We start from the raw sequence: 17,089 nt of genomic DNA on the forward strand, positions 1-17,089 counted from the left end.
GTTCAGTTTTCAAAGAACTTGTCTGCCACTCCAAAAGCGACTTCATCATATTAACATCTTCGTTTTTTGATGTCAACTACGTTTTAAAATTTCTTTTTTGTCGTTTTCTGCGTTTCCGCATCAGCGACGTTTATTAATATACCATCATGATTTTTAAATAACAAGTGTTTTTTAAAAAAAAACAAAAAAATATCCATCCTACTTTCTTCTATATAGAGACGCCTCATCCCATCTACGGAAAACAGCTATTTAAATTGTATACCAATACACTCTAGTTAACCAAACTGTATTTCATAACCCCTTCCTAGATTTTCATTCTCTTCTATATTAACGTCCTGATCATTTGCTTCTCTATAGACTAACAATATAAAAACAAATCAATCCAAACTAAAAAATAGATTCACCACTTCCTACATAAAGCAAACATGCCGACTTTTAGTTTTGTTCCTCCACACAAACTATTAATTGAACGAATCGGTTGTTTAACAGACAGCTCGATTAGGTAATAGTCTTATCGCTCGGCGAATAGCAGAATAAATAACGAAATTCCAACAAAAACATTAACTTAAGATTATTGTTAGAATTTTTTTACATTTAATTAATGAAAAATATCCATTTTTTGTTATATAGTAAGAAAGTGCCCACAAAACTATAAATACTAATGGAGGAATTATCTTATGGATAGGTTAACAAAGTTTTCATTAAAAAACCGAGCCGCTATTATTATCATGGTTTTTCTCATTTCCATACTCGGCGTTTATTCTGGTTCTAAATTGCCGATGGAGTTTTTGCCAAGCATCGATAATCCCGCAATAACTGTCACGACATTATCTCAAGGGCTTGATGCTGAAACGATGACCAAGGAAGTAACTGATCCCCTCGAAAAACAATTTCGTAATTTAGAACATATTGATGGCATCACTTCCTCCACACACGAAGGATTATCACGTATCGACATTACATATACATCCAAAGCAGATATGAAAGACGCAGCACGTGAAGTCGAAAAAACCATTAATACAATTAAATTACCTAAAGATGCAACGAAACCCGTAGTTAGCCAACTAAATACTTCTATGATTCCACTCGCTCAAATTGCTATCCAGAAGCAAAACGGATTTTCAAAAGCAGATGAAAAACAAATTGAAAAAGAAATCGTACCACAACTCGAAAGCATTGATGGTGTTGCCAACGTTATGTTTTTCGGAAAATCAACCTCTGAATTATCTATCATACTAGACCCAAACCAATTAAAAGATAAAAACGTAACAACAGAACAAATATTAAAGGTTTTACAAGGAAAGGAAACTTCCACTCCAGCTGGAGCAATTACCGTTAATAAAGAAGAATATAATCTTCGTGTCATTGGGGATATAAAAAATGTAGATGATATGAAAAACATAACCGTTGCACCTCAAGTAAAATTACAAGATGTTGCTCAAATTGAACTTAAACAACACTACGATACAATCTCGCATATAAACGGAGAAGAAGGAACCGGATTAATCATCATGAAAGAGCCAAGTAAAAATGCAGTTGCAATCGGAAAGGAAATTGATAAGAAAATCAAAGATATAAGTAAACAATATAAAGATCAGTTTTCTATTAAACTTTTAGCCTCAACTCATGAGCAAGTTGAAAATGCTGTTACTAGTATGGGCAAAGAAGTAATTCTTGGAGCAATTGCTGCAACTCTAATTATCTTAATCTTTTTGCGTAACTTCCGAACGACACTCATCGCCGTTGTCAGTATTCCATTATCTATTTTATTAACACTCTTTTTACTACACCAATCTAACATCACACTTAACACCTTAACGCTTGGTGGTTTAGCAGTTGCAGTTGGACGTCTCGTTGATGATAGTATCGTTGTCATCGAGAATATTTTCCGTCGTTTACAAAAAGAATCTTTCTCTAAAGATATTATTCTCGATGCAACGAAAGAGGTCGCCGTCGCAATTACTTCTTCTACTTTAACAACAGTCGCTGTTTTCTTACCTATCGGCCTCGTATCAGGAGTAATCGGAAAATTAATGTTACCTATGGTATTAGCAGTTGTATATTCTATACTATCATCCTTAATCGTTGCACTAACAGTTGTTCCACTTATGGCGTTTTTACTACTCAAAAAAACAAAACACAAAAAGCCAAGTTCTTCACCACGATATGTCGCTACATTAAAGTGGGCTCTTTCGCATAAATTTATTATTCTACTTACCGCCTTTTTATTATTCGCAGGATCAATTGCAGCCTATGTATTACTACCGAAAGCGAACATAAAATCTGAAGACGACACAATGTTATCTATTAATATGACTTTCCCAGCTGATTACGCTCCTGAAACGCAAAAACAAAAAGCCTTCGATTTCGAAAAGAAATTACTTTCTAATTCGGATGTAACAGATGTTATTTTACGAATGGGATCTAGCGCAGAAGATGCACAATGGGGACAAACGACAAAAAATAATCTTGCCAGTATATTTGTAGTCTTCAAGAAAGGCTCTGATATTGATCAATATATTAAAGAGTTAAAGAAAGAACATAAAGCTTTTGAGCCTGCTGAACTAGATTATATAAAAACAAGTTATTCAAGCTCTGGTGGTGGCAACAATTTGCAATTTAACGTAACAGCAACTAACGAAACGATTTTAAAAGAGGCTGCTACTATCGCCGAAACAAAACTAAAAGATATGGCTGCTCTCTCTAAAGTAAAAACAAATTTAGAAGACTCTAAGAAAGAATGGCAAATCCATGTTGATCAAACAAAGGCCGAACAACTAGGCTTAACACCAGAATTAGCAGCACAACAAGTAGCATTCCTTATGAAGAAATCACCTATTGGTGAAGTTTCAATTAATAATGAAAAAACAACTATTATAATAGAACACAAAAAAGAAAACATTACTAAACAAGAAGACATTTTAAACACAAACATACTATCACCTATCAATGGACCAATTCCTTTAAAAGACATTGCAACTATTTCAGAAAAGCAACTTCAAACAGAAGTCTTCCATAAAGACGGAAAAGAAACGATTCAAATTACTGCCGAGGCCTCAAATGAAGATTTAAGTAAAGTAAGCGCAGAAGTAAACGAAACGATAGCTAACTTAGACTTACCTAGCGGCGCAAAAGTAACTATTGCAGGTGCAACTGAATCTATGCAAGAGAACTTCAAAGATTTATTCAAAATTATGGGGATTGCAATCGGGATTGTATATTTAATTATGGTTATCACCTTCGGACAGGCGCGGGCTCCTTTTGCAATTTTGTTCTCCCTGCCATTAGCTGCTGTTGGCGGTATTTTAGGATTAATCATTTCAGGAACACCCGTTGATGTAAATTCCTTGATCGGCGCATTAATGTTAATCGGGATTGTCGTTACAAACGCTATTGTATTAATAGAAAGAGTGCAACAAAATCGGGAACATGGAATGGAAACAAGAGATGCCTTACTAGAAGCAGGATCCACTAGATTACGTCCAATTATTATGACAGCTATAACGACAATCGTCGCTATGCTACCACTCCTATTCGGCCAATCCCAAGCAGGAAGTATGGTATCAAAAAGTTTGGCAGTCGTTGTCATCGGTGGTTTAGCAGTTTCAACAGTTCTTACATTAGTAGTTGTTCCAGTTATGTATGAACTATTAGATAAAATCGGAAGAAAAAGACGCTCTCGCAGAAAAATAAGCACTTCTACAGAAACACCTGATATTTAAAGAAAAAGCGTTATCTTCACGAATGAAGATAACGCTTTTTTCTCTACCTACACATATAATCCATCATTTTTTCCGCATATTGCTCTAGAGGTTTACTAGAATCCACAATAAGATATTCACTATTTAGAGGTCTTTTACTACCATCTAACCACTTTTTAAAAGCTACTTCCGACTCTACCTTTTCAATTTGACTGACCATACGCTTACGTGTTTGTAACCTATTATTAATCTCTTCCATATCATTCAGATAACACTCAATATATTTATATTTCACACCATGTTTATTAGAAAGCTTAATTCCTTTTTCAACCATATCTTCATATAAACATGGACTATCCAATATAACACTATGCCCTTGTCCTAAATAAGAATTAAGTAATGCCCATTCAACATCGTATGATACTCCTCCAACAATCGTCGATTCAATCCCTTTCATTTCTAATGATTGTAACAATGCCGATTTCAAAACATCATGATTTACAATTACAGCACCTGTTAACTTCGCTATATGCTTAGAAACTGTCGATTTTCCCGATCCAGGAAAACCTGACATTTGCAGAAAAAACAAATTAACTTCCCCTCTCATCCGTACCTATTCATCTATATAATCAATTACAAATTCAACAATCATTACATCCATTCCTTCTATATTAAAATACAAAAAGAACTCCCTACTTATAAGTAGAGAGTTCCTCTTTATAATTTATGCCGCTTTTACTTTCTTCGTCGTTTTACTTTTTCTTTTCGTTCCTGTAAAACGTTTGTGCAAGATAGATGCTACCAAGCGTGAAATAACGTTGAATAGTAATACCATAATAATTAATACAGCTGCAGATTTTGTCGCAATCAACTTTGCATCCGGAATAACTCCTTCAGAATTTAACTTCCAAATGTGAACCGCTAACGTTTCAGCTGGTCTAAATGGATTTAAAGGATGCGCAGGACTTGAGAAGTCCGCTGCTGAATTTAAAATCGGGGATGTTAAACCCGCTGTATAAATTAACGCTGCCGCTTCACCAAATATACGACCCGCCGCTAAAATAATACCAGTAATAATTTGCGGTAATGACGACGGAATAATAATACGAGCGATTGTTTGCCATTTCGTTGCACCTAATCCAAGACTCGCCTCTTTTACATTATGAGGCACTTCTGAAATCGCATTTTCACAAACACGTGTTAAACCTGGTAAGTTTAAAATCGTTAAAGCAAGGGCACCACCCATTACTGTATATCCCCAACCTGTCATAGTAACGAACACTAGCAAACCGAATAGACCAACAACAATAGATGGTAAAGACGCCATTGTCTCGATACATAAACGAACAAAGTTTAAGAAACGTCCTTGTTTTGCATACTCTGCTAAATATATCCCAGCACCTAATCCAAGAGGAATAGATATAACAAGCGTTATAACAAGCATGTAGAAGGAATTGAATAACTGCGGACCAATCCCACCACCAGCTCTTGTATTACTTGGTTCTCCAAACAAGAAATTAGGATCCCAAAATCCCCATCCCTTTTGCAGAATTTCAAACACTAAGAATACTAGAAGAGCTACAACTAAAGCTGCAACTGCATAAAAGATACCTGTCCAAACTTTATTTACCGTTCTTGCGTTCATTATTATCGCTCACCTCTTTGCCCAATCGCTCGAATTACTAAAATAAACAGGAATGAAATAACAAGTAAAATCATCGCTAAACTCCATAGCGCATTGTTCCAAGCAGTTCCGTTTAATGTATTTGTCATGTCCATTGTCAAAATACCAGTTAACGTTGCTGTCGGACTATATATTCCTTCTGGTAATTTAATTGTGTTTCCAATTACCATTTGAACCGCTAACGCTTCACCAAAAGCACGTGCTAAACCTAAAACAACACCTGTTAAAATCCCTTTTTTCGCAGCAGGAACAATCACTCGGCTAATCGCTTGCCATTTCGTTGATCCTAGACCATAAGAAGCTTCTAAATAATCAAATGGAACAGAGCGTATTGCATCAGAAGCGATACTAGCAATAGTAGGCAAAATCATAATACTTAATACAACGATACCTGCAATTAAACTAAAGCCCACTCCCCCGAACGAATCACGTAATAGCGGCACTAAAATCGTAACCCCTAATAATCCGTATACAACCGAAGGAATACCAACTAATAATTCTAAAACAGGCTTCAATACTTTATTCCCAAACTTCGGCGAAATTAAATTCATGAATATAGCAAGAGCTATAGCAATTGGCGCACTAATAATAACCGCACCTAACGAAACCACTGTTGAACCTACAATGAAAATCAAAGCCCCAAAGGTTCCTTCGTCAGCATTTGGATTCCATTTTGTCGATGTTAACATCTCAGTAAATGAGATACCGCTTTGTGTAAAAGATTGAATACCTTTACCGCAAATAAACGCAATAATAGCTAATGTAATTAAAACAATAAAAATACCACAAAACGTAACAAGCGATCTTCCTATATATTCACTTTTTACGTAATTAATTTGTTTTTTCCCCTTCATCACAGGTCAGACCCCACTTCATAGATTGAAATGAACAGGACTGGCCTTGCAGCCAGCCCCATAAAACTTTCTTATTTATTTAATTTAGACATAGGAATGTAACCCATATCTTCTACTTGCTTTTCAAAATCCTTACCTTTTACATAGTCAATGTAAGCTTTCGTTGCTTCTTTTGCCTCACCTTTTGTTACCATGTACTCGTAAGACCAGAATGGATATTTACCCGACGAAATGTTTTCAACTTTTGGTTCAGCACCATCAATTTTCACTGTTTGTAGCGCACCTTTTTTATCGCCAACCATGTAAGACATCGCTAAATAACTTACTGAACCTGGAGTAGAGTTAATCGCTTGCTCTACTGCACCGTTAGAATCTTGTGTTGTACCAGTTCCATCATTAATTTTCGCTTCTTTCATAACTGTCTTTTCAAACGTAGCACGTGTACCAGATGAAGCCGGACGGTTAATTACGTTGATTTTTTCATCTTTCCCCCCTACCTCTTTCCAGTTTGTTACTTTTCCAGTGAAGATATCTTGTACTTGTTTTACTGTTAAGTTATCAACTTTTACATCTTTATTTACGACAAGTGCGAATGCAATACCCGCTACCTTGTTATCTACTAATTCTTTCGCTTTTTCAGCATCTTTTATTTTATCTCCAGACGGAACATCTGAATTACCAATTTGTACTGCACCCGATGCTACTTGGTTAATCCCAGTTCCACTACCGCCACCTTGAACTTGAATAGAAACTTTCGAATTTTTTTCCATGAATTTCTTTCCAGCTTCCTCCGCAAGAGGTAGAAGAGCCGTAGAACCAGCTGCTGCAATCGTGCCTGATAATTCTTGTTTTGTATTATCGCTTCCTTTAGCACTTTCTTTACTAGCTGTATCTTCCGCTTTCCCACATCCAACCAACGCTCCTGCTACCACTAAAGCCGCTAAAGAAAATTTAATACCTTTTTTCATAACCATGTCTTGTACCCCCATTTGGATTATCACTTTTCGAATTCATTTTCTTTCGAACACAAATTCATTGTAGGACAGCAATATTATGTGAGTGTTAAGCAATCTTTAATTTTAAGTAAATAACGATAATAACCCTTAAAAGCTAGGAATCCCAAGATTTATAGTTAAAGAACCCAACAAAATCCACACTAATTAAGCTGTAATGTAAATTTATTCTTAACAATGTAAACTCAATGTAAATGTTTTTCGCTCTTTTCCCCTTTTAGTTAAAAATACATTTACAAATCCTTTGTATTTTTTACTTTTACACTCTTACTTCATTTACATTAAATAAAATTTCAGTAATATTTTTTAGTACAACTAAATAAATTGGAACAATTCTAAAAATAAATGAATATTTTTAAAGTACCAATTGACAGCATCATCCAATGTAGTCTACTATATTACTAACAAAAAGTTTACCTAAGGAAACTTTTTAAACTTAAACTAACAATATAGAGATGAGGTAACTTTTATGGTATCGGCTAATACAAAACCACTTTCCGAATTTAAGACAGGAGAGTTTGTACAAATTGAGAAGATACAATTAGAAGGAACTATGAAACGACGTTTATTAGATTTAGGATTTATCCCTGGGGCAACGATTAAAGTATTACAACGCAGTCCACTTGGAGATCCTGTCGCTTATCAAGTAAGCAACACCACTATTGCACTACGCAAGGAAGAAAGTTCCCTTATTTTCGGGGTATTAATAGGAGATGATTTCAGATGAGCAAACATCGCATTGCTTTAGCTGGCAACCCGAATACCGGGAAAAGTACATTATTTAATACTTTAACAGGCTTAAAACAGCATACTGGAAACTGGACGGGAAAAACTGTTTTAAAAGCTGAAGGGGAATATGAACATAACGGAAGTAAATATACATTAATTGATTTACCTGGAACTTACTCACTATATTCAAATTCTGCGGACGAAGAAGTAGCGAGGGATTATATTATATTTGAAAAACCAGAAGTAACTGTAGTTGTTATAGACGCAACTGCTATGGAGAGAAATTTAAATTTAGCACTCCAAGTGATGGAAATGACGAGCAACGTAGTCATTTGTATTAACTTAATTGATGAAGCTGAGAAAAAAGGCATCGTTATTGATGAAAAAAAATTAGCCAAATCACTCGGTGTACCTGTAGTTAAGATTTCTGCTCGTAACCGAGTAGGCATTGGACATTTGCTAAATGTGATCGCTAAAGTAGCAAATAAAAAACTAATTCCAACACCAATTAAAATTTCTTACAGCGAAAAAATCGAAAGCATGATTCAGGAATTAGAACCGCAAATTTATAAAGTGTTCGGTGATGCGTATCCAGCACGTTGGATTGCGTTACGTATATTAGATGGAGATAAAAATTTCTTAACTACACTTCAAAAACACCATAATGAACCACTTGTAAGGGAGGTCGTAATAAATGGAATCTCACTCAGCCAGTAAAGCTCTTCCATTGGACTATATTATTCAACATGCACAAGCACTATCAAAAGACGATATACGAGATGATATTGTCGGAGATATTTATCGAACATCTGCAAGCATATGTAAAGAGTCTGTTCAATATACAAATACTGATAAATTGTATCGTTCTGAAAAACTAGATAAAATTTTCACATCTCCCATCTGGGGATTCCCAATTATGCTCGGTATTTTATCTATTATTTTTTATCTTACAATTGCAGGCGCTAACGTACCCTCTGATATGATTGCTGAGTTCTTCGGATGGGCCGAAGGGTATTTAACATCTTGGTTCCAGGCAGCACATGCACCCGAATGGTTACATGGCATTTTAATACTTGGTTTATTCCGCGGTATCGGTGCTGTTATTAGCGTTATGTTACCACCTATGGCAATCTTTTTCCCTATGTTCGCACTATTAGAAAACTACGGATACTTACCACGTGTCGCTTTTAATATGGACCGCTTATTCAAACGCTCCGGTGCACACGGCAAACAATCTTTAACAATGGCAATGGGGTTTGGTTGTAATGCAGCCGCTATTATGTCAACACGTATTATTGAATCACCACGTGAACGAATGCTTGCAATTTTAACAAACAACTTCGTTCCTTGTAACGGTCGCTGGCCTATGTTAATTTTAATGGCTTCATTATTTATGGCTGCTGGTTATACAGGTAGTATGCAAACATTAGTTACTGCAGGTGTCGTAGTTGGAATGGTTGTAATTGGTGTTATTATGACATTAACTGTTTCTTGGGTACTATCAAAAACAGCTTTAAAAGGCGTGCCAACTCACTACACTCTTGAGTTACCACCGTACCGTAAGCCAAAAGTTTGGAATACAATTGTACGTGCAACACTCGATAAATCAATTTATGTTTTAAAACGAGCTATCGTTGTAGCTGCCCCTGCGGCTGCATTAACTTGGTTACTTGCTAATATTTTCATCGGTGACACGAGCTTACTTATGTATTTTGTAAACTTCCTAGATCCGTTCGCTAAAATGTTAGGACTTGATGGATTTATTTTAGCTGCATTCATTCTTGGACTACCAGCGAATGAAATTGTTATCCCGATTTTATTAATGTCTTACTTATCAACCGGAGCTTTAACTGAAATAGATGATTTTAACCAAATTAAAAATCTATTCTTAGAAAATGGTTGGACTTGGTTAACAGCGTTAAACACAATGTTGTTCTCACTTCTTCATTTCCCATGTGGAACAACACTGGTTAACATATATAAAGAAACAAAAAGTGCAAAATGGACATTCTTATCGTTTGCAATCCCTACCGTTATCGCTATTGTTGTGACATTCCTCTCTACACAATTGGTACATTGGTTAGGGCTTGTATAAAAGCAAAGCATACATAGAAGGTATCCCCCTTCATTTGCTTTGCACGAAAGAAACCTGAATTTATTCAGGTTTCTTTTTTTGTATATCAGTATTCCAAGGTTGTGCTCCATACGTTGTGATTTTTTTATGTATGTAGTATATGGCCCCCGGAAGAATTGCCATTAATATTGTGCAACTAATTCCTAATCCAGTAAACACCTTCCATCACCTTACTTTACTCTTTTTGGTAAAGCTGAACCTGAATGCTCAATTGTCGGATGAACATGAACAGTAATCTCAGCATTACTAAAGTAATTTTCACCTTGATCCCAATTCTTATCTATCTTCTTCCATTCTTTATAATTATGCCGCTTATATACTTCCCCTAACTCTAATACATCTACCTTATATTTTTTTTGAACAAGCTTAATCGATTTTTGAATGCGCTTCTCCATTTCCTCCGTGATGTTTTTCTTTAATCGCTTTTCGTTCATAATTTGTTTATGATCACTAAAATGCAACTCAGCCAATGTTCCTTCCAAAAACAAGTGAATATCGAACTTCGGTTTTGTAGCATTTTCTGTAGATACTTTAATCTTTCGACGCATTTTATGAATTTCATATGTAATAAGCTGGTCTTTTTTACGAATGGTAAAGAATCCTCCAATTTTCTTACCTATTATATAATTTATTCCAAATGTTTCTTCTCCATTCAAACTACCTACACACTTATTATCCTTCCCGCGAAACAACGCTGCCCCGTTCATTTGTACCCCTTGCTTTGTTAATTCAAGAATAGGTAATACGAAGCTTCGGTTGGAAATCATCTTTTCCTGAACTTCACCAATTCTTGAAGCCTCAATCATTTGAGCATTTTTCGGAGGATGTTCAGCTAACATATCAATATACTGCGCCGGTAAATTTTCAGGTTTAGCGCTCTGCTTCAAAATAGCTTCTGCATTTTTCTTAGAAACGAACAAACGTATATTTCTTCTCATCTCATGATCACGAATATATACATCTAACGTATTTTGTAAAACATATGGATTCGACAATAAATCTTTAGAGAAAATTATCACTTGTATGTGCGGAAAGAATAGTGAGCGACTAATTTTTTTGGCAATAATTCGTATTTGCTCAAAGACACTATCTGCCTTCGCACTCACATTAATATAATTTTCGCTATCTCCACCACCTTGTCCACCTTGTTGCGACAATTTACTGGGGAGTACCATCTGATACGTCCCTTTCATAATTGGATTCGCTTTCTTTTTTTTCACAATATCATAGGCTGCACCTACTACAAATCCTCTTTCTTCTATTTCTTCTAACTCAGAGCACCCACTTATAGATCCAACTAAAACTATAAGCATTATGATTTTAAGAAGGTGTTTCATTTCTACCATTCCTTCTTTTTATTTTATATACAATAAAAACTAACAAAGGTGCTAACACGACAAAGCCCATATCTATCCAAGCTAAATAAGTTCCGTAATTTGATAAGTCCTTCAAACTACTAGGTATCATATTCAGCATAAAAATAATCGGGGCACTTACGAAAATAAAAATATGTTTCTTCACTTTCGGAAACATAGCACAAAACAATAAAGATGCGACGTCATAATACATTGCTGTCGTGTTATAAATAGTAATAATCCAAGTAGTGAAAAAAATTGCATCAAATCTTTCTAAAAACCCTCCTCCAATTTCAATTTCTTTCCCTAATTCAATTGTTGGATACGTCAATCCACGGGTTGTCATATAAGTAAAAACACTAATACAAGTTACATAAATTAAAATGTATGACAACACGTTTACCATCACCGCTTTTGCAACTGCCATCGGTGCCTTTTTCACTGACTTATCGTTCAACATCACAGCATAAAACAGAGCTACCTCAAATCCGATAAATGTGAAAATAGAGTTTTTAACTCCTACAGCATATTGACTGACGTCCGTTTGAAAAGCTGGTAGTAAATTATTTATCTCCATTAAATTTATATTCAATAAAGAAAGCAGCACTATCGCAATTAAAACTATAGGTAAAAACAAAACGTTTAGCCTTACTAAAGCTGCTCTCGATCCTGCTATTCCATAAATAACAACTAATAGGAAAAAGAAAGACAATAGTTGCACTGGTGTATCACTAAACAAATACGTTTGTGAAATAATTGCAATCATTCGGGATTCATATGCTGTCAAAGCAGCAAACGTTAATACTAAAATGCTACTAATTGTGTATGCAACAGGCTTCGTCAAATGTGCACTCGTATATTGAACAAAGTTTTGTTTTGGGAATAAAATAGCTACCCTCGTTACAAACCACCCTAAAACCGCACAGACTAATCCACCCAAAAGCAAAATAATCCAACCGTCCGAAAATAAAGTTTGCGTAGCAATATCTCGCGGCATAGATAATGCACCTATACCGATAATTGTTGACGATACCGCAAAACCAAGTTCCCGAGATCCAATTTCTTCATCCCCATATTCAAATGGTTTCAATTACTCTCGCTCCTTTGGACGTATTGTAGAATCTTTCGTTTGTAAGTACTCTGGTCTTTCTTTCAACATTGATTTTGGCAAGCGGATCATTTCTTCTTCCCAATCTTTATAAAATGCAGGAGCAATAGGCGTTGTATATGGCACCCCAACACTCTTTAAATTCGTAATATGAATCGCAAGTGCAATAAGAGCTAAAATGATTCCGTACAACCCAAAAGCAGTCGCTGCTAATACAAAGACAAAAAGTAAAATTCGAAACGTAATTGTTATGCTATATACAGGAAGTGAAAATGTAGCAATTGCAGTAACTGCAATAATAATTACTAAAAACGGATTTACAATCCCTGCGTTCACCGCAGCTTCTCCAATTACAAGACCACCTACAATCCCAATTGTTTGCCCCATCGGTTTTGGCAACCTAATTCCCGCTTCTCGTATTAACTCCATCGTTAATGCCATCATTAACGTTTCTATATATGCAGGAAACGGTACCCCTTCTCTCGCTCCCGCAATAGAATAAGCTAGTTTAGATGGAATAAGCCCTTGGTGGTATGAAACTAGCGCTACATACGTCGCTGGTAATAAAACCGCCATAATACCAGAGACCATTCGCAAAATCCTCAATAACGTCCCAATCACCCAGCGCTCGTAATGATCCTCTACAGATTGAAAAATATCAACAAATACTAGCGGAGCTATAAGGGCAAACGGTGATCCGTCCACCAAAATAGCTGCCTTTCCTTTCGCTAACGAGGCCACAATATTATCAGGCCTTTCTGTATTCAAAAACTGCGGAAACGGTGACAAATTATTATCTTGAATTAATTGCTCAATCGTACCCGTCTCAAAAACGACATCTGTCTCTATTGATTGAAGACGCCGATCTAGCTCTTTCACAATATAAGGGTTAATAATATCTTCTATATATACTAAGGTTACTTCTTTCTGCGATCGCTTCCCCATAATATAAGATTGGAACCTCAACTTTGGATCGCGCAAACCACGTCGGATTAACATTTTATTCACATTAATATCTTCATTTAATCCAATCCTCGGTCCACGTATTAAGTCTTCTGTTACTGGCGGTTCTAAACTTCTTTTTTCCCAAGCTCTACTATTAATCACGATAGCGGTTTGAATATTATCAATTAATATAACTGTATCTCCTGCTAAAATCGCATTTATAATATCCGGAAACGTCGTCTTCTTACCAACTTCTGCAATAGAAATAAAATGATCCAATAACGTTTGAACAACAGCCTCTTCTTTTTGTACTTCTTCATATTGAAGTGTATGAACTACATATTTATAAACATTATCCTTATCTGTTAACCCACATAAAAAAATAACAGCACAGCGTGTAAAACTACCAGCGAGGGCAACTTCCCTAATTGTTAAATCATTAGGCGAACCTAACTCATCCCTAATTTCTTTCATAACTTCAAATAAGTTACCTTTTAACTCTAACAAGTCCCCCACCTAACTTCCTTTTCAACAAGTTTTTAGTTAGATTTCGCTAATAGAAGAAAATATATACAAAAAAAGAGCTATCTCTTTTTAAAGATAGCTCTAGCACACGGATTACTTTTCTACTATTATATTGTCTGCTTTTATAGACACATTTTTCGTAAATCCACTAACGATAAACATCACAATCATATTCATTAACAATGCGACTATTCCTACATTTAAATCTTTTATATATTGAGGGAAATCAGGAAACATCGTAGCTATAGTTGAACCAGATAAAGTAATATATGCGACCACTAACAACCCAATCCCCATTCCTGCAATTGCACCTTGCTTCGTAATAACTTGACGTGGAAACAAACTACATACAAGTGCAGGGAAAAGTTGTGTCACTATACTGTATCCCATTAAAAGAAGAGCTCCTATTGTTTCTCCTCCTTTAAATGTAAACAATACTGCAACAAGTGTTACTACAGGCACAAATAATTTTGCTGCTTTAGCAACTTGTCTATCTGAAGCAGACGGGACCATTGTTCGGTAAATATTTTTCGCTAACAACGTAGATGCCGCCATAACAAGCATGGAACCTGGAACTAATGCTGTTAATACTCCCGCACTACCAATAATACCAATAAACCAAGGATCAAAAGTTTGAAGAGCCAGACGGAATAACGAAAGGTCTACATCCCCTCCCTTTAATCCAGGAACTTGCAGTATAGCTGCAAACCCTGCAAAGAACACGAAAAGTAAAACTAAAGAATACAGTGGCATAATGGCCGCATTTTTACGAAATACTTTTTCATTTTTTGCCGAGAAAGCAGAAGCGAATGTATGGGGCCACATATAGAAACCGAGAGCTGTTAATACAATAGTAGAAACAAACCAAGAAATGCTCATTCCTTCATCAGGTAAAGATAAAAATCCTGGTTTTGCTGCTTCTACAGCTTCAAACATCGGCTGAAATCCTCCGTAATAATGGTACGGTAAATATATACCCAAAAACATAACGATAAACAGTATCATAATATCCTTCAAAGCGGCCGTCCAAGCAGAGCCGTGTATACCTGAAACCATTACATATATCGTTATAACAATTGCGCCAATCCACACTGCGATAACTGGTGACACCCTTCCGTACGACGCTTCCGAAACGATAATTCCTAATCCTTTTAACTGTAAAACGAGGTAGGGGATAATCGAAATAACTCCAATGATAGAAACGATAATGCCAAGTGTCTGACTCCTATATTTCTTCACAAAAAAATCTGGCTGCGAAACAAGATTATGCTCTTTCGCATACTTCCAAATTGGCGGCAATAAAAAGTAAGATAAAATATAAGCTAATGCACCATAACCTAAAATATAGAAAGTAGGTGCTCCTTTACTATACGCCCATCCACTTCCACCTAAAAATGTAAACGTCGTATAAATTTCACCTGCCATAAGAAGAAAAACAAAAATAGTGCCAAATCCTCTTCCTCCAACTGACCATTGCTCTAAATTCATATCTTTTCCATGTTGTGCTCGAATTCCTAAAAATAGTGCGAGAAACAAAAATAAAATAATGATAAGTAATGCGGTCATTTTACATCCCCCTTATTAGCAGGATCAAATACGTACACAATCCCCATACAAAGAGACGTAATGAGCACTGATAATAATACCCAAAATAATAAAAATGGCATCCCTAATATGTAAGGAGTAACTGAATTAGCAAATACGGGTCCAACAACTAAACAAAAAACTGGAATAAGCGCTAATACGTGTATTTTCTTCATCTCATTCTCCTTTACTTATGAAATTCATAATCGATGATACAAAGACTTCCACGCCAATCGGTAATGCATCTTCATCAATCGTAAAACGAGGATGATGGTGAGGATATATAATTCCTTTCTCTTTATTTCCTGCTCCGATAAAAAAGAATGTCCCTGGCGCCTTTTGTAAAAACGCTGAAAAATCTTCTCCAGCCATCGTCGGCTGTAAACGAGTAACTCGTTCCCTTCCATAAAGCTGTAATGCTGTTTGCTCAATAATCTCTGTAACTTCATAATCATTTACTACTGGACGATATCCATATTCATAAGAAAACGTATATTTCGCTCCGTAAGCTTCTGTCACGTGCTTTACAATCTGTTCAATCCTTTTCACTGTTTCTTCTCGCAACTCATGTCTTAAACTCCGCACTGTCCCTTCAATCTCCGCTTGTTCTGGAATCACATTATGGGTTGTCCCAGCATGAAATTGCGTAACAGATACTACAAGGGAGTCCAACGGATTCGTGAGGCGAGATACAATTTGCTGCATTTGTGCAACAACTTGTGTGCCGATTGCAATACTATCAACCGTTTCATGAGGGATTCCAGCATGTCCACCTTTTCCTTCTATCGTAATTTTAAAAACATCTGGGGCAGCCATTGCAGGACCATAAATTACACCTACTTTCCCAACCTCTAACGACGCCCAAAGGTGAGCACCAATAATATAATCCACACCTTCCATTACACCTGCTGCGACCATTTCCTCTGCACCACCAGGAAAGTTTTCTTCAGCATGTTGGAATAGAAAACGAATCTCCCCTTTAATCTTTTCTCTTTCTTCTACTAACTTATGTACAACTCCAAGTAATATCGCTATATGTCCATCATGACCACATGCATGCATCACACCTGGGTATGTAGAAATAAAATCAAACTCATTTTCTTCATGAATAGGAAGAGCATCCATATCAGCTCGAACCGCAACTATTTTACCAGGTTGCTTACCAATCAACCTTGCCATTACACTATATTTAGTAGGTCTTGATACTTCTAAACATGGGATTTTCCGAAGTATATCGAATACAAACTGTGATGTTTTTTCTTCTTGAAAAGATAACTCTGGATATTTATGAAAATGCCTTCTCCACTCAATTAATTGATTTTTCGATAAAACCAGTTCCTTCGCAACATCCATTTCTCTTCTCCCCTTCTTCACCAAGTTAAATGTTATTATAACGTGAATTGTTAACTTTTAAAAGAATCTTCTGAATTTTCCGTTATAATAACTTAAAAATAAAA

Annotated in this window: 14 protein-coding genes; 4 read left to right on the forward strand and 10 right to left on the reverse strand. The window is 35.9% G+C overall.

Annotated features, from left to right (window positions below):
- The first annotated feature begins 677 nt into the window (after positions 1-677).
- Positions 678-3,722: an efflux RND transporter permease subunit gene (locus DN392_RS07920; RefSeq protein WP_000375565.1), complete on the forward strand. Its 3,045-nt coding sequence runs from the start codon at positions 678-680 to the stop codon at positions 3,720-3,722.
- 43 nt (positions 3,723-3,765) lie between these two features.
- Here the strand turns inward: DN392_RS07920 and DN392_RS07925 are convergent, their stop codons facing one another.
- The 4 genes from DN392_RS07925 to DN392_RS07940 all read right to left on the reverse strand — a co-directional run bounded on the left by DN392_RS07925 (position 3,766) and on the right by DN392_RS07940 (position 7,213).
- On the reverse strand, positions 3,766-4,290 hold the full coding sequence (locus tag DN392_RS07925; protein ID WP_048567088.1) for a P-loop nucleotide/nucleoside kinase family protein: 525 nt from the start codon (positions 4,288-4,290) through the stop codon (positions 3,766-3,768).
- A gap of 135 nt (positions 4,291-4,425) precedes the next feature.
- Positions 4,426-5,346 (reverse strand): phosphate ABC transporter permease PstA, encoded by a 921-nt coding sequence (gene pstA / locus DN392_RS07930; RefSeq protein WP_000994145.1) that lies wholly within the window; start codon positions 5,344-5,346, stop codon positions 4,426-4,428.
- A 2-nt stretch (positions 5,347-5,348) separates the two neighbouring features.
- Positions 5,349-6,239 (reverse strand): phosphate ABC transporter permease subunit PstC, encoded by an 891-nt coding sequence (pstC, locus tag DN392_RS07935; protein WP_000676673.1) that lies wholly within the window; start codon positions 6,237-6,239, stop codon positions 5,349-5,351.
- Between the two features lie 71 nt (positions 6,240-6,310).
- Positions 6,311-7,213, reverse strand: a complete 903-nt coding sequence (locus DN392_RS07940) for a phosphate ABC transporter substrate-binding protein PstS family protein (protein ID WP_000245104.1) — start codon at positions 7,211-7,213, stop codon at positions 6,311-6,313.
- 508 nt (positions 7,214-7,721) lie between these two features.
- On the opposite strand from DN392_RS07940, the gene DN392_RS07945 reads away from it, so the two are divergent.
- The 3 genes from DN392_RS07945 to DN392_RS07955 are packed head-to-tail and all read left to right on the forward strand — an operon-like array spanning position 7,722 to position 10,076.
- A complete protein-coding gene (locus tag DN392_RS07945) occupies positions 7,722-7,979 on the forward strand; it encodes a FeoA family protein (RefSeq protein WP_000252989.1) in 258 nt (85 codons plus the stop codon).
- Positions 7,976-8,698 (forward strand): FeoB small GTPase domain-containing protein, encoded by a 723-nt coding sequence (locus DN392_RS07950; RefSeq protein ID WP_000033853.1) that lies wholly within the window; start codon positions 7,976-7,978, stop codon positions 8,696-8,698. Before DN392_RS07945 ends, DN392_RS07950 begins: the two co-directional genes overlap by 4 nt.
- Positions 8,676-10,076: a nucleoside recognition domain-containing protein gene (locus DN392_RS07955; protein ID WP_000443584.1), complete on the forward strand. Its 1,401-nt coding sequence runs from the start codon at positions 8,676-8,678 to the stop codon at positions 10,074-10,076. Before DN392_RS07950 ends, DN392_RS07955 begins: the two co-directional genes overlap by 23 nt.
- Before the next feature lie 209 nt (positions 10,077-10,285).
- Here the strand turns inward: DN392_RS07955 and DN392_RS07960 are convergent, their stop codons facing one another.
- From DN392_RS07960 to DN392_RS07985, 6 genes are all read right to left on the reverse strand, one after another.
- Positions 10,286-11,452 (reverse strand): Ger(x)C family spore germination protein, encoded by a 1,167-nt coding sequence (locus DN392_RS07960; RefSeq protein WP_048567089.1) that lies wholly within the window; start codon positions 11,450-11,452, stop codon positions 10,286-10,288.
- Complete coding sequence (gene gerLB, locus DN392_RS07965) at positions 11,436-12,560, reverse strand: spore germination protein GerLB (protein ID WP_000802033.1); 1,125 nt, start codon at positions 12,558-12,560, stop codon at positions 11,436-11,438. Before gerLB ends, DN392_RS07960 begins: the two co-directional genes overlap by 17 nt.
- Positions 12,561-14,039: a spore germination protein GerLA gene (gene gerLA, locus DN392_RS07970; RefSeq protein ID WP_141669293.1), complete on the reverse strand. Its 1,479-nt coding sequence runs from the start codon at positions 14,037-14,039 to the stop codon at positions 12,561-12,563.
- Positions 14,040-14,141: 102 nt separating this feature from the next.
- On the reverse strand, positions 14,142-15,614 hold the full coding sequence (locus DN392_RS07975; RefSeq protein ID WP_000125904.1) for a sodium:solute symporter family protein: 1,473 nt from the start codon (positions 15,612-15,614) through the stop codon (positions 14,142-14,144).
- Complete coding sequence (locus tag DN392_RS07980) at positions 15,611-15,808, reverse strand: DUF3311 domain-containing protein (RefSeq protein ID WP_000719859.1); 198 nt, start codon at positions 15,806-15,808, stop codon at positions 15,611-15,613. The genes DN392_RS07975 and DN392_RS07980 overlap by 4 nt, the downstream gene beginning before the upstream one ends.
- A 1-nt stretch (position 15,809) precedes the next feature.
- Complete coding sequence (locus DN392_RS07985) at positions 15,810-16,985, reverse strand: amidohydrolase (protein WP_000382107.1); 1,176 nt, start codon at positions 16,983-16,985, stop codon at positions 15,810-15,812.
- Positions 16,986-17,089: the final 104 nt, after the last annotated feature.

Source organism: Bacillus sp. BB51/4, assembly GCF_008368845.1.
GTDB lineage: Bacteria > Bacillota > Bacilli > Bacillales > Bacillaceae_G > Bacillus_A > Bacillus_A wiedmannii.